The following is a 13,127-nucleotide window of genomic DNA, read 5'->3' on the forward strand; positions in this document are numbered from 1 at the left end:
GGGGAAAGGGCGATAAGAGATGAAACGGAAACTGCTGGCCTTGTTCTTATTCTTTTCGTTATTGGCCGGCATCGGCTTGTATACGAACACTCTACCCGACCGGAATGTTTACGGGGACACACCTGTGAGCTATAATGCGCAGGAAATCTATGCAAACGCTCAAGATGCGGTATTCTATATCCGCGCCTTGAGCATGAATGGCATATTGAAGGATACCGGCACCGGCGTTATCATTTCCCCGGACGGAACTGCAGCGACGGCGTACCATGTCGTTGCCGATGCGGACAAGCTGGAGGGGGTTTTCAACGACGGACGCACAGTGACGGGCATCAAGGTGCTTCGCTATGACGAATTGACGGATGCGGCGGTTCTGAAATTGCCGCTCCCGGCCGGCAAGGAAGCGGCTTACGCCGCACTTGAGATCAGGAATCCGGCTGTAATGCAGGGGGAAAAAGTATATGCGATCGGTTACCCGCTGAAGCAGACGCCGATTATTACAGAAGGCATTGTCAATTCTCCGGCTGCGAAGATCAACGGGAGATCTGTCATTCTGACTTCCGCCCAGGTCGTCAGCGGAATGTCCGGCGGACCTTTGATCGATCAATATGGCCGGTTGGCCGGAATTCTGTCGGGGTCGCTCCGGACAATGGATGCTATTCATCTGGTGGTGGGTACTGCAGACTTGCGCAGCCTTCTGCCGGCGCAGGCCAAACCGGCAGCGGTCAAGTAAGATAGGATAGGTTTGCTTCGATAGATTTGCTTCTGGAGAGACAGCAGTAGATGCCGCACGGCCCCATGGCTGTGCGGCTCTTTTATTTGACAGAAAAAGGAACTTAGCGACTCAATAATCGGGTCACCTGCGCAAATTCGCCCTCCGCGCTATTATTTGACAGCTCTCAGCAGGCAATGGTACGATTTGGTTAACTATTATTTCTTCCGGTAGAAATGAAGAAAGGCAGGGGCTATGGATCAGACCGAGAAGGAGCTGGTTCAGGAGTCTCTTTTTTTATGAAGTCCCGCACGGTCAGTGTTTCTATTTGCTTGAAGAGAAAGGTGGAGCATACATGGGGAAGATCGTTGTCGTTCATTCGCTTGAACCGGGGTTTGCCGATCAAATAAGGGAAGCCGCTCCGGGATGGGAGCTTATCGAAGGCCATGACAGAGAAGTCGCTGCACAGCATCTGCCTGATGCTGAAATTGTTTTGGGCTGGAATTCATTGGTGGAAAAGCTTGTCGTTTCGGATCCTTCTCATTTGAAATGGGTACAGAACTGGGGGGCTGGCGTCGAACGTCTGCCGCTGGGAAAATTCAGGGAGCTCGGTCTTGCTTTAACGAACGCAAGCGGCGTCCACCCGAATCCGATATCGGAAACGATTTTTGCCATGCTGCTGTCCTTCACCCGCCATCTCCACACAGCTATCCGAAATCAAACCAGGAGCAGCTGGGTGAACACGGGCGAGATGGGGGAGGCTCATGGGCGTACGATGGGAATTCTAGGCGTAGGCGCCATTGGACTTGAGACGGCAAAGCTGGCCAAAGCTTTTGACATGAAAGTGCTGGGGGTCCGCAGATCCGGCCTTCCGGAGCAGTGGGTCGACCGGATGTACGGCAGCGAGGGTCTGCTTGAGGTATTGGAGCAAAGCGACTATATCGTTAACTGCCTGCCTCACACGCCGGAAACGGAACGCGTACTGGGCAAGGAGCAGTTTGCGGCGATGAAGAATACGGCTTTCTACATTAATATAGGCCGGGGCAAAACGACAGATACCGAAGCATTGCTTAACGCTTTGCGGAACAAGGAAATTGCCGGAGCAGGCCTTGATGTATTCGAGCAGGAGCCGCTGCCTGCCGATCACCCCTTCTGGACGATGGACAATGTTATTGTAACCCCTCATCATGCAGGCAGTACCAATTTTTATACGGAGCGCGTCATTGCGATATTTATTGAAAATTTGAAGCAATACGTGCAGGGCATTCAGCCGGCTGCAAGTGTTGTTGATTTAAGCAGTGAATATTAACCCATGTCAGGGCTATGCTTTACCCGCAATGAACCCAGTTGAACCCAGTTGTCTGAAACAATTCAATGGAGATAATCGCCTAGATGGTCCCCTTGCTTGGGCACAGGCTGTCCACTTGCAGCTTTTTGTCTCTTCAAAAAGGGCGATTTGCTTTTCGCTGCCCATACTGGCTTGGATCGCGTGCCGGGATGTGCAGGTGAAGGAGGCCCAGGGGAATGCCTGACGGTGTCAGGGCGAGGCAGGAGTGTACTTGAAGTCCCTGCAGCAGTCTTTTACTAGACGCGGAAAGTGCCCCTGAAGACAGGAGTGGAGGCTAGGTCACGTGATGGACATAAATGATCTTATTGCTCTATGGAATCACGCGTTTTGCAAAGTCATAGATATTCGTCGTACTACAATCAAGGCCGGCGAGTCTATACGCTCCTATTATGTGCCCTCAAGCCTGTTTCTTATGTCGATTCGAGGCCATGCTGCCGTGAATTTGGGGCGGGAATTTTATCAAATGCAGCGCTTTACAGTGATTCACGCAGGCAAAGGAGCTGTGCTCGACATTGTCGCGGGCAGCGAGGACCTGGATTACTACAGCGTTTATTACAAAGCGAGCATTCATCCCCCTGTACCGCCGGAGCTTGCCGTGTTACTAGAGCGGACCCAGCCTTTTGAACGTTCGTACAGCATAACTCCGGACAATCCGATAGCGCTGCACTGGATCTTGAGCGATATGTTCAAAGACTGGGAAAAAAAACAGCCGCTTATGCGTCTGCGCGCCCGGACTTTACTTTATCAGTTTATGGATGGGCTGCTTCACCAGATGCAGGCGCAAGGCCCAAGCTCGGCTAAACGCGATTTGGCCGCCCAGGCCGCTGCCATCATCCATTCACATTATGCGGAATCCATTACGCTGGAGTCGTTATCGGAAAGCCTGAATTATAGCGTTCCCCATCTGTCCTCCTATTTCAAAATCCGTACCGGAATGAGCCCGATTGACTACTTGATTAAGGTGCGTATCGATAGAGCGGCGGCACTACTTCTTGAAACGGATGCTACGCTGAAGGAGATTGCAGTTGGTGTCGGCTATCAAGACCCGGGTTATTTGGGCAGATTGTTCAAAAAGAACAGGGGTATTTCCCCAATGCGCTATAGAGAAGTGCATGCCGCAAAGAAGAAGCCAGAAGATTGTCCTTGCACGACCATGGAATCCTCCATTGCCCCTTCCGAGTCATTTAACTATACTGATTCTATTGATAACGATTATCAGTATCACAGTGACGGAAAGGGAGATTTATTCATGTTCAAACATTTCAAGCCTGCACTCGCGGCGGCGCTGCTGCTAAGCTCCATTCTGCTGTTGAGCGCATGCGGCACGAATAATGGTACTGGGGAGACAGACGCCTCACAGCCAGGCCCAAGCGACACGCCGGCCGCTTCGGAGCAGGCGCAGACCAAAGTCGTTCAAACGGTTAACGGCGAGGTGGAAGTACCCCTTAAGCCCCAACGAATTGTTGCAGGCGAGTATCTCGGCAGTTTGATTGCGCTCGGCATTACGCCTGCCGGAACGTCCGATCATCATATTAAAAATCCTTATTTTCAGGAATACCTGCAAGACGTTGAGAATATAGGAGACGGTAACGGCAATGTAGAGAAAATACTGTCGCTTGAGCCGGATTTGATTATAATGGACGACTTCTATCCTGAACTGAACGAGCAGATGTCGAAAATTGCGCCCACTGTCGTCATTCCGTACGCTTCCTTAAAAACGGTACACGAGGAGGTTGCTTATTTCGGCGAACTGCTGGGCCTAGAAGATCAAGCGAAAGCCTGGCTCGAAGATTATGACGGCCGCATTGCCAGCGCCAAGGAGAAGGTGTTGAAGGCTATACCTGCGGACAGCACGTTTTCGATTCTTGAACTGGGCGACAAGGATATTATGGCCGTCGGAACGGGCTACGGCAAAGGCGGGCAGCCGATATACAACGGATTCGGCTTCAAGCCCCCCGCGAAAGTTGCCGCCGAAATGGCTGATCCCGGCTGGGCTTCCTTCTCTGCCGAAGTATTGCCGGATTATGTGGGAGACTATATTATTTTGACCTCCGATTCGAAAACATTGGATGACCTTAAGGCTGACCCGGTCTGGGGGTTGCTGCCGGCAGTCAAAAATAATCATGTGTTCCTATGGACAAGCGATCGCTCCGGCTACTGGGACCCGATAGCGATTCAGAGCCAAACGGAAGAATTGGCTGCATGGCTGACTAGCCTCTGAATAACTTGATTTACAGAAATAGAGCGAAGATTCATCTTGCAGGCAAGAGCCGCAAAAACGTGCGTTGATGCATGGTTTTGCAGCTCTTATTTTTATTTATGGCCAAGAGAGTGCTTTCACCTGCAAAATATCCTAATATAGGCTCCTCCCGCAAGGCTATACGGCACTTTGCTTTTCTGATATTCTTAAAATCAGTGCAAATCGTTCTTATGATAATAATTCTAAAATTTGTTTAAAGATTTAATGATTGAATAATGCAACATTATCAACTTCCTTTACGTCTAAAGGTTGCAAGAGAGGGGGATCCTCCGTGGTAGAGCCCGGCCTAATTAAAGCGGCCCAAGCCGGCGATGGCGACGCTCTTATTTCTCTATTGCGAGAGATTGAAAATCATGTTTACCGGACAGCCTACTATATATTAAACAACGAGCAGGATGCGATGGATGCGGCCCAGGAGGCGCTTATCCGCGTTTATACCAAAATTGGATCCTACGAGGAGAAGGCGCAGTTCAAAACATGGGTGCAGCGGATTGTAACAAATATTTGTATCGACAAGTTCAGACGCAACAAACCAACTGTGTCAATCGAGGAACACGAAATGGTGTTTTCCGATTCGCATTCCGTTGAAGAGGAGGTGCTGTCAAGTTATGCGGTGCAGGATATCCGCAGAGCTATAGACAAGCTTCCGGAGCATCATCGGGCAGTTGTGGTTTTAAGGTACTTACAGGATTTTTCTTACAATGAAATTGCCGATTCTTTAGACCTGCCACTAAATACAGTCAAATCCTATTTATTCCGGGCAAGACAGCAGCTGCAAACGTACCTCCATGATTATCAGAAAGGTGGTGTCCGAGGATGAATTGTCAAGAGGTGATGGAATATATGCAACGAGAGCTGGATGGGGACCTTGATGATCGGGAAACCGAAATCTTGATGACTCATACGCGGCATTGCCCCGAATGCACAGCGGTGTTCGAAAAATTAAAGCTGCTATCCGCCGGTCTCGATAATCTTCCCAAGGTAACCCCGAGCTACAGCCTGGTTGATGCGATTATGCCAAGACTCCTTGAGCTGCAGACCGCTCAAAGCGCCGAGCTTGCGGCTGATCCTTCTCAGGAAGAGGAACAAGAAGCGCTTGCACCAAGACGCGTGCAGGGCGGCCGGTCCCAGGAGAGACGCAAAAGCCGGTTTTCCACACGTATTATGGGAGGCGTTATTGCCGCAGGAATCGTGGTCGGCCTGATCTTCATCACGAATCCGTTTGAGGGCACCAACAGCCTGAACGATTCGGCGAACTCCGGTACGATGACCGCAGATACTTCATCAGCCGATACGGCGAGCCGCAAAATGACTGTGGATGAGAACGCTCAAGAGAGCAACACGCCCAAGGCAGATGATGAAGTGCGGGTATCCGGCAACAATGCCGATGCAAAAGACAATGCCGCAAATAGTCAAGCAGCCGGGGGTTCTGCCGAATCGTCCCCGATCGCAAATAATATGCAAACCCAGGAGGACCCGGCATCCAAGGATATTGCAGGGTCAGGTTCGCCGGCGAACGGAGAGGACGGAGCTGCGCCATCCAATGATCCCGGTAATAACCAGGGACAGTCACTGTATAGCGAATCGGGCAGCGGCAATGCCGGGGGAGCGGCGGATGCGCCCGCAGACCCGCCGGCTCCGACGGCAGACATGCCGGCCCCGGAAGGCGAGGATACGCTTCGTAATCAGATTCCACAGGATCCGCAAGCCCTCTCGCCTGATAAGCTTTACAACGCGACTGTGGTCGATAAAGTATTGATGATTTTTAACACAGCTGATAATGAGATGATTTTTCAAGGCGCGGAAAGGGATGGCATCGCCAACCTGAAATGGTCTTCGGACAGCAAGACAATCACGTATGAGTCGACTGCCGCCGACGGCAAGAAGCAGGAGTATGTCGTCGATCTGGCCGCCTCGTCCGAGAAGCTCAAGACCAATTAATTGCTGCCGAATCTGCACACATGGTGTGATGTTAGCGTATAATGCAGGATACGACAACCGTCACAGTGCGGAACCTTAACGTCGTATGACCATCCACAGACGGTACCATGGGCCGACCGACCTGCGGATGTTTATATAGATGTTTAGGGACAAAGGGGTGAAGTCGCAGATGACTTCATCCCTTTGTTGCTGTTGCTTCTTCCAAGTATACATAGGGAGTGAACAGAAATGGATGTCAAAGAGGCGATGAAGCAGTGGAAATCCGGTCAATTTTCTCCGGTTTACGTGATCTATGGGAAGGACAGATACCGGATGGGGCAGTTTATCGGGGCGCTGACGGAGCTGCTGCTGCCGCGAGATGAACGTGAGCTTGGCATTGTCAAATTTGATACCTCGGAGACTTCAATTGAAGAAGCCGTCGCTGAAGCGGATACACTACCGTTCTTTGCTTCCCGCAAGCTTGTCATTATCCGAGATCAGTCCGTGCTGGCAGCGGCGCAGGGCAAGGAAGGTAAGATTGAGCATAAGACCGAGCGGCTGCTCGCTTATTTGCAGCAGCCCTGCGAAAGCAGCGTGGTGGTATTCCAGGTGATGGCTGAGAAGCTGGATGAGCGTCGGAAGGTCGTAAAGCTGCTGAAGGAACAAAATGCGCTTATTCCATTTCAGGAGCTGCAGGAGAGCGAGCTGCAGCAGTGGACGATCAAGCGGGCAGAGGAGCAGGGCCGGATTCTGAAGAAGGAAGCGGCAGAGCTGCTCCTTGCCCGAACCGGAACGAATATGCAGCAGCTTGCCCATGAAGTGGACAAGCTTTGTCTTCATGCGGGACCAGGAGGAACCATTGATGTAAGCGAGGTGGAGACGCTGATCGCTTCTACGGTGGAGGAGGATGTATTTGCCCTCATCGATGCCATGGCCACGCTGAAGGTGGATAAAGCGCTCAAGCTCTACGGCGAGCTGCTGCTCCGCAAGGAGGAGCCGATCAAGATTGCGGCGCTCATTGCCCGCCAGCTTCGCATTATGCTGCAGATCAAGGAGCTTGCCCAGCATCAGTATTCTCCCCAGCAGATGGCCGGACAGCTGGGACTCCACCCTTACGCGGTCAAGCTTGCCGCCGAGAAGGCTAGAATTTTCTCAGTCAAGTCGCTTGGCGGCCATCTGGATCGACTGGCAGAGCTGGATTATAAGATGAAAACGGGGAAGATCGAAAAAACGCTGGGTCTCGAATTATTCCTGCTGTCGCTGACCGCATAAGGAAACAGCCCGCGAAAAAAAATCCCTGCCGGCGTAATTATGCGGTGAGCAGGGATTTTGCTTTTTGGGGGCTGCAGGTATCTATCCAGGTACACAAAAAAAACTAACCTTGCCGGCAAGGTTAGTTTCTTTTTTTGCGTATTAGGTTTGAGCCGAAAGAGCGTTAAGCTTTTTCGCCAGGCGAGACTTTTTGCGGGAAGCCGCATTTTTATGAATCAGACCTTTAGTAACCGCTTTGTCGAGCTTTTTTGTAGCTAGTTGAAGAGCTGCTTTGGCAGCATCCACATCAGTAGCGACAACAGCTAGATCGGCAGCTTTAACGGCCGTGCGGAGCGCGGATTTTTGCGAAGCGTTCAAAGCGCGACGTCTCTCGCTTGTTTTAACGCGTTTCACAGCTGATTTAATGTTTGGCATTGCATTCACCTCCTGTAAAAAAAGAAACCCCTTGTTAACAACACAACTTGAAATATTTTACCACGCACATGCCCAAAAAGCAATACTGTCCGGATCGAGCAAAGCAACAGCAATTCCCTTCTTATCCGCATAATTCGCACCCTTCAACCGCAAACTAAGGAAAACGATTCTGGAGGGAGCGCACAGATACGATGGGAGATCTTGATCTGCAGCAGTTTAATACGACCATTGACTTGGCTTTGGAGGCCAAGGAGCATGCGGAAGCGGGCGGAAACGGACCTGTTCCGGGAGTTCTGACCAATACTACGGAGGATGACGGAATTACGATCACAAGACTTGAAATTACCACCGAGGAAGGCTCGGCGGCGCTTGGCAAAATGATGGGTCATTACGTCACCTTCGAAGTCCCGGATCTGCGCAAGCAGGACACTGTTCTGCAGGATCGTGTCGCTACCAAGTTTGCTCAGGAATTCGCGGGATTTCTGGACCGTATCGGCATTGGCAAGTCTGCCAATGTGCTTATCGTAGGACTGGGCAACTGGAATGTAACACCGGATGCACTTGGTCCCCTGGTAGTGGAGAATTCCCTTGTAACCCGCCATTATTATGAGCTTATGCCGGAACAGGTGGCTCCCGGCTACCGCTGCGTCAGCGCAGTGGCGCCTGGGGTGCTGGGCGTAACGGGCATTGAATCGAGCGATATCGTACAGGGTATCATCGACCGCTCCAAGCCGGATCTTATCATTGCGATCGATGCGCTGGCATCCAAAGCGCTGGACCGCGTGAACACCACCATTCAGATCGCTGATACCGGCGTCCATCCCGGCTCCGGGATCGGCAACAAGCGCCGAGGACTGACCAAGGAAATTTTGGGCGTCCCCGTAATAGCGATAGGAGTGCCGACTGTTGTGTATGCGTCTACTATCGTCAACAATACCATCGAGCTCATGCGCAATCATATCAAGGCGCAGAACGGAAATACGGACAAGATCTTCGGCTTGATCAATCAGATGCCTGAGAACGAACGTCTCCAGCTTGTGCGTGAAGCGCTTGGGCCGCTTGGCTTCGATCTGCTCGTGACTCCCAAGGAGATTGACCAGTTTATTGAGGATATTGCCAATATTGTTGCCAGCGGGCTGAATGCCGCTCTTCATGAAGCGGTGGATAAAAGCAATGTCGCCGCCTATACGCACTGACTTACCGGACATAATCCCTGCTGTTTGACTGCAGGGACTTTTTGCTTTGTCCAATCTTTCTTTTCAGCCTATCAAACTAGCAACTTCTGAATCATTCTTGTCTCACTCTACCAAATTCCGGTTCTATGAAATGTTTTCCTCTCATATGGTGATAGTGGGCTGTTGACGAAGATTTTACTTGGGAGGAACTAAACCTATGAGACGAGTTATTGTAACGTGGAATCTGGGAAGAGGCAGCATGCGGCTTCGCAATCTGCTTGTTGCCGGCCGAACATTCGCCATATTGTCTATTGGATCGATGATTCTCGTGATTGTTATCGGAATTGGCGCAATTGTGCAGGCGAAGACGGCCAAGTCGCCGGTTTCTTCCATGAAAGGATTCGCTGCAGCTGTTTCCAGCGGAACTTTTGCGGATATGCTTGCAATGGAAATGCCAGGCAGCGATCAAGGGGAGAATACATCCACAATATCAGGCAGGCAGATGAGCTCCTTCCTGGTGCGTCTGCTGACCGATGTTAATCCTTCCGATCCGAAAAGCCTGCTTGCCTCTGAATATCCCGGCATGAACGGCGATGATGCTGTCCTGCTTAGAGGCGGATCAAGCGCGGATACAGCGGTGGAGCCGGAGGACCATGAGCCGCTGCCGGAGGGAGGGCAGTCAGCCGTGGATGACGGGCATCGGGTGGATGAATCGGGCCGCCCTGATCCGGGGCCGGATGAAGACTTGACTGCGGACCCCGACCCGGGAAGCGGCGGGACGGTTGATTCAGACAGCGGCAGCGAGACCGCGGGGAACGGGCAGGCAGCGCCGGACAGCGGTGGAACGTCTGGACAGAGCGGAAGCGGGGAAGATGGCCAGGTCAGCGGGAACAACAGCGCGCAGCCTACAACGGGAGGACGGAATGTCGTTTTTATCTATCATTCGCACAGCCGCGAATCCTGGTTTCCCGAGGTGAAAAGCACCAAGACTGCGGAATCCTCTACAACCAACATCACGCTGCTTGGCAAGCGTCTTGCGGATAAGCTTCAGGCGAATGGTATAGGCGCTCTTCATTCATCAGAAGATTACGTGACAGCGATTAAAAATTACAATTGGGCCCTATCCTATAAATATTCAAAAAAAACGGTGACTGAGGCGTTGGCCGTCAATAAGGATTTGAAATTTTTCTTTGACATCCACAGGGACTCCCAGCACCGCAAAGAAACCACGACAACCATCGGCGGAAAATCCTACGCCCAGGTATTTTTTATCATCGGCCACGCGAATCCCGACTGGCGGAAGAACGAAGCGTTCGCAGGCGAAATTCACGAAGCCTTGGAAAGCCGGTATCCCGGAATATCAAGGGGGATCTGGGGCAAAACGACAGCAAGCGGAAACGGGGAGTATAACCAGTCGGTTTCCCCTGACAGTGTATTGATCGAAGTTGGCGGTGTCGACAACACGCTGGAGGAATCTTACCGGACGATCGATGCGCTAGCTAAGGTGATCACCGAAATATATTGGAATGCGGAGAAGGTCAACACGAACCTGGGTGCAGGACTGTAAGGATATGAAAATATAAGGGGGAGTCGATATGCGCAGTCATTCTCTGAAAATGGTCGTGGTTGGCGGTGTCGTGGCTCTGGTTGTGATGTTCGGCATTGATATCGCGTCAAGCGGAATCGAGCGCATCAACGGGCCGCTGACGACGGAGGAAGCGATGCCGGTTTATCCGGATGCAGCAGCTGAATATGAAGGATATTCCAACCCTGCTGGCCCTGCTGACTCTGTGGATGGAGGATCTGCCGCGTCAGGCGGCCCACGGCGTATTATTGACGCCCAGCACGGCAGAGAGACGGACTGGGCGAAGCTTGAGGAGCAGCGCCAGCTTGAGGCGCAGCGACGGCTGCAGGCAGCTTATGAGAACGAGCGGCTGCCAGGCGTTCCCGATCTGACGAGCGATTCGGGTGTGAACAAGCTGGCTGACGGAACAGCCGGGATGCTGCAATCCGTCTCAAGCAAGGGGATTCGATTGATCGTTTCGTTTTTTGAATCCGTTACTGATTGATGACACACCCCCGAACTGATATAATAATAAGAATGATTAGCAATTAGGCATTTTGTGGGGGTTAGGCATGGCGGACGTACGTGACCGACAAAAGAAGATTCGAAATTTTTCAATCATTGCTCATATCGATCATGGCAAATCGACCTTGGCGGACCGGATATTGGAATACACCGGCGCTTTGACCTCCAGGGAGATGCAGGCACAGGTGCTTGACCAGATGGATTTGGAGCGGGAACGCGGGATTACCATTAAATTGCAGGCTGTTCGTCTGGGCTACAAGGCAGATGACGGCGAAGAATACATCTTGAATTTGATCGATACGCCGGGACACGTCGATTTTACATACGAGGTATCCCGCAGTCTGGCTGCATGCGAGGGCGCGCTGCTCGTGGTCGATGCAGCACAGGGCATCGAAGCGCAGACGCTGGCAAACGTGTATCTGGCGCTTGACAACAACCTTGAGATCGTACCGGTTATCAACAAGATTGATTTGCCCAGCGCCGAGCCGGAACGGGTTAAGCAGGAGATCGAGGATGTAATCGGCCTTGATACGAGCGATGCGGTATTGGCCTCGGCCAAGGCGGGAATCGGAATCAAGGAGATACTGGAGCAGGTGGTCAAGAAGATGCCTTCACCAAACGGCGAACCGGATAATCCGCTCAAAGCGTTGATATTCGATTCCCACTATGATGCTTACAAAGGCGTAATCGTCTATGTCCGTGTCGTTGACGGCAGCATCAAGGCAGGCAATAAAATCCGCTTCATGGCTACCGGCGCCGAGTTTGAAGTTATTGAAGTGGGCGCATTCATGCCTCGCATGGCGATCGTATCGGAGCTTGCTGTAGGCGATGTCGGATTCATTGTCGCCGGTATCAAGAATGTGAAGGATACCCGGGTCGGCGACACGGTTACCGATGCGAAGAAGCCGGCGCTCGAGCCGCTTCCGGGCTACCGCCGGATCAATCCCATGGTATTCTGCGGATTGTACCCGATCGAAACACAGGATTACAATGATCTGCGGGATGCGCTGGAGAAGCTGGAGCTTAATGATGCTTCCCTGCGGTATGAGGCGGAGTCGTCAACAGCGCTTGGCTTCGGCTTCCGCTGCGGCTTCCTGGGCTTGCTGCATATGGAGATTATTCAGGAGCGGATCGAGCGGGAATTCAATATTCCGTTGATTACGACGGCTCCGAGTGTTGTGTACCGCGTAACGCTGACCGACGGATCGGTGATCGAGATCGACAACCCGTCCAATTTGCCTGAGATCGGCAAAATCGATTTCGTGGAAGAGCCGTATGTCAAGGCGGCCATTATTGTGCCCAACGATTATGTCGGCGCCATCATGGAGCTTTGCCAGAACAAACGCGGCGAGTTCATCAATATGGAATATTTGGACACCAACCGCGTGACCATCAGCTATAACGTGCCGTTGTCGGAAATCGTTTATGATTTCTTCGACCAGCTCAAATCAAGCACGAAGGGCTACGCATCCTTTGATTATGAATTGTCGGGCTACCGTCAATCCAAACTGGTCAAAATGGAGATCATGCTCAACAATGAGCAGGTTGACGCATTGTCTGTCATTGTACACCGCGACCGCGCCTATAACCGCGGACGGGTAATATGCGAGAAGCTGAAAGAGCTTATTCCGCGCCAAATGTTCGAAGTGCCAATTCAGGCATCGATCGGTACAAAGGTCATTGCCCGTGAGACCGTCAAGGCCATGCGCAAGAACGTTCTGGCCAAGTGCTACGGCGGCGACATCAGCCGGAAGCGCAAGCTGCTGGAGAAGCAGAAGGAAGGCAAGAAGCGGATGAAGCAGGTCGGCAGCGTGGAAGTGCCGCAGGAAGCCTTTATGGCTGTCCTCAAGATCGATGACTAATCCGGCTTGCGGTTCAGTCATAGGAGAGAAGATGAGAGGGAGCCAAGTGCTCCCTTTTCGACTTATAGAGCAATTATT

Annotated in this window: 11 protein-coding genes; 10 read left to right on the forward strand and 1 reads right to left on the reverse strand. The window is 51.9% G+C overall.

Translation table 11 applies throughout. The annotated features are described in order from the left end of the window. Nucleotides 1-19: 19 nt before the first annotated feature. From AC0YOA_RS08945 to holA, 6 genes are all read left to right on the forward strand, one after another. Nucleotides 20-730 (forward strand): S1 family peptidase, encoded by a 711-nt coding sequence (locus tag AC0YOA_RS08945; protein WP_475786312.1) that lies wholly within the window; start codon nucleotides 20-22, stop codon nucleotides 728-730. Nucleotides 731-1,064: 334 nt separating this feature from the next. Further along, nucleotides 1,065-2,018, forward strand: coding sequence for a D-2-hydroxyacid dehydrogenase (locus tag AC0YOA_RS08950; RefSeq protein ID WP_475786313.1), 954 nt, complete (start codon nucleotides 1,065-1,067; stop codon nucleotides 2,016-2,018). Nucleotides 2,019-2,343: 325 nt separating this feature from the next. Continuing rightward, a complete protein-coding gene (locus tag AC0YOA_RS08955; protein ID WP_475786642.1) occupies nucleotides 2,344-4,278 on the forward strand; it encodes an AraC family transcriptional regulator in 1,935 nt (644 codons plus the stop codon). A 310-nt stretch (nucleotides 4,279-4,588) separates the two neighbouring features. Beyond that, nucleotides 4,589-5,137 carry an RNA polymerase sigma factor gene (locus AC0YOA_RS08960; protein WP_210037738.1) on the forward strand — a complete coding sequence of 183 codons (549 nt, stop codon included), beginning with the start codon at nucleotides 4,589-4,591 and terminating at the stop codon, nucleotides 5,135-5,137. 14 nt (nucleotides 5,138-5,151) lie between these two features. Next, nucleotides 5,152-6,258 carry an anti-sigma factor family protein gene (locus tag AC0YOA_RS08965; protein WP_475786643.1) on the forward strand — a complete coding sequence of 369 codons (1,107 nt, stop codon included), beginning with the start codon at nucleotides 5,152-5,154 and terminating at the stop codon, nucleotides 6,256-6,258. A gap of 228 nt (nucleotides 6,259-6,486) precedes the next feature. Then, complete coding sequence (gene holA / locus AC0YOA_RS08970) at nucleotides 6,487-7,509, forward strand: DNA polymerase III subunit delta (RefSeq protein WP_475786314.1); 1,023 nt, start codon at nucleotides 6,487-6,489, stop codon at nucleotides 7,507-7,509. Between the two features lie 141 nt (nucleotides 7,510-7,650). On the opposite strand, the gene rpsT is transcribed toward holA, so the two are convergent. After that, entirely contained in the window at nucleotides 7,651-7,923 is a 273-nt protein-coding gene (rpsT, locus tag AC0YOA_RS08975; protein WP_475786315.1) for a 30S ribosomal protein S20, read from the reverse strand. Nucleotides 7,924-8,114: 191 nt separating this feature from the next. Between rpsT and gpr the strand changes: the two genes are divergently transcribed. The 4 genes from gpr to lepA all read left to right on the forward strand — a co-directional run bounded on the left by gpr (nucleotide 8,115) and on the right by lepA (nucleotide 13,049). Further along, the gene (gene gpr / locus AC0YOA_RS08980) at nucleotides 8,115-9,119 is read left to right on the forward strand and encodes a GPR endopeptidase (RefSeq protein WP_475786316.1); all 1,005 of its coding nucleotides are present in this window, start codon (nucleotides 8,115-8,117) and stop codon (nucleotides 9,117-9,119) included. A 196-nt stretch (nucleotides 9,120-9,315) separates the two neighbouring features. Continuing rightward, nucleotides 9,316-10,665, forward strand: coding sequence for a stage II sporulation protein P (spoIIP, locus tag AC0YOA_RS08985; protein WP_475786317.1), 1,350 nt, complete (start codon nucleotides 9,316-9,318; stop codon nucleotides 10,663-10,665). A gap of 28 nt (nucleotides 10,666-10,693) precedes the next feature. Then, nucleotides 10,694-11,167: a hypothetical protein gene (locus tag AC0YOA_RS08990; RefSeq protein ID WP_475786318.1), complete on the forward strand. Its 474-nt coding sequence runs from the start codon at nucleotides 10,694-10,696 to the stop codon at nucleotides 11,165-11,167. A gap of 67 nt (nucleotides 11,168-11,234) precedes the next feature. Beyond that, a complete protein-coding gene (lepA, locus tag AC0YOA_RS08995; RefSeq protein ID WP_210037731.1) occupies nucleotides 11,235-13,049 on the forward strand; it encodes a translation elongation factor 4 in 1,815 nt (604 codons plus the stop codon). The last annotated feature ends 78 nt before the right edge of the window (nucleotides 13,050-13,127 follow it).

It is taken from the genome of Paenibacillus sp. JT22N12, from assembly GCF_056269365.1.

Excerpts from the sequence above, each read along its gene's own strand:
- AC0YOA_RS08955 (WP_475786642.1), top strand. The coding sequence starts at position 2,344 with ATGGACATAAATGATCTTATTGCTCTATGGAATCACGCGTTTTGCAAA.
- spoIIP (WP_475786317.1), top strand. The coding sequence starts at position 9,316 with ATGAGACGAGTTATTGTAACGTGGAATCTGGGAAGAGGCAGCATGCGG.
- holA (WP_475786314.1), top strand. The coding sequence starts at position 6,487 with ATGGATGTCAAAGAGGCGATGAAGCAGTGGAAATCCGGTCAATTTTCT.
- rpsT (WP_475786315.1), bottom strand. The coding sequence starts at position 7,923 with ATGCCAAACATTAAATCAGCTGTGAAACGCGTTAAAACAAGCGAGAGA.
- AC0YOA_RS08950 (WP_475786313.1), top strand. The coding sequence starts at position 1,065 with ATGGGGAAGATCGTTGTCGTTCATTCGCTTGAACCGGGGTTTGCCGAT.
- AC0YOA_RS08965 (WP_475786643.1), top strand. The coding sequence starts at position 5,152 with ATGGAATATATGCAACGAGAGCTGGATGGGGACCTTGATGATCGGGAA.
- gpr (WP_475786316.1), top strand. The coding sequence starts at position 8,115 with ATGGGAGATCTTGATCTGCAGCAGTTTAATACGACCATTGACTTGGCT.
- lepA (WP_210037731.1), top strand. The coding sequence starts at position 11,235 with ATGGCGGACGTACGTGACCGACAAAAGAAGATTCGAAATTTTTCAATC.
- AC0YOA_RS08990 (WP_475786318.1), top strand. The coding sequence starts at position 10,694 with ATGCGCAGTCATTCTCTGAAAATGGTCGTGGTTGGCGGTGTCGTGGCT.
- AC0YOA_RS08945 (WP_475786312.1), top strand. The coding sequence starts at position 20 with ATGAAACGGAAACTGCTGGCCTTGTTCTTATTCTTTTCGTTATTGGCC.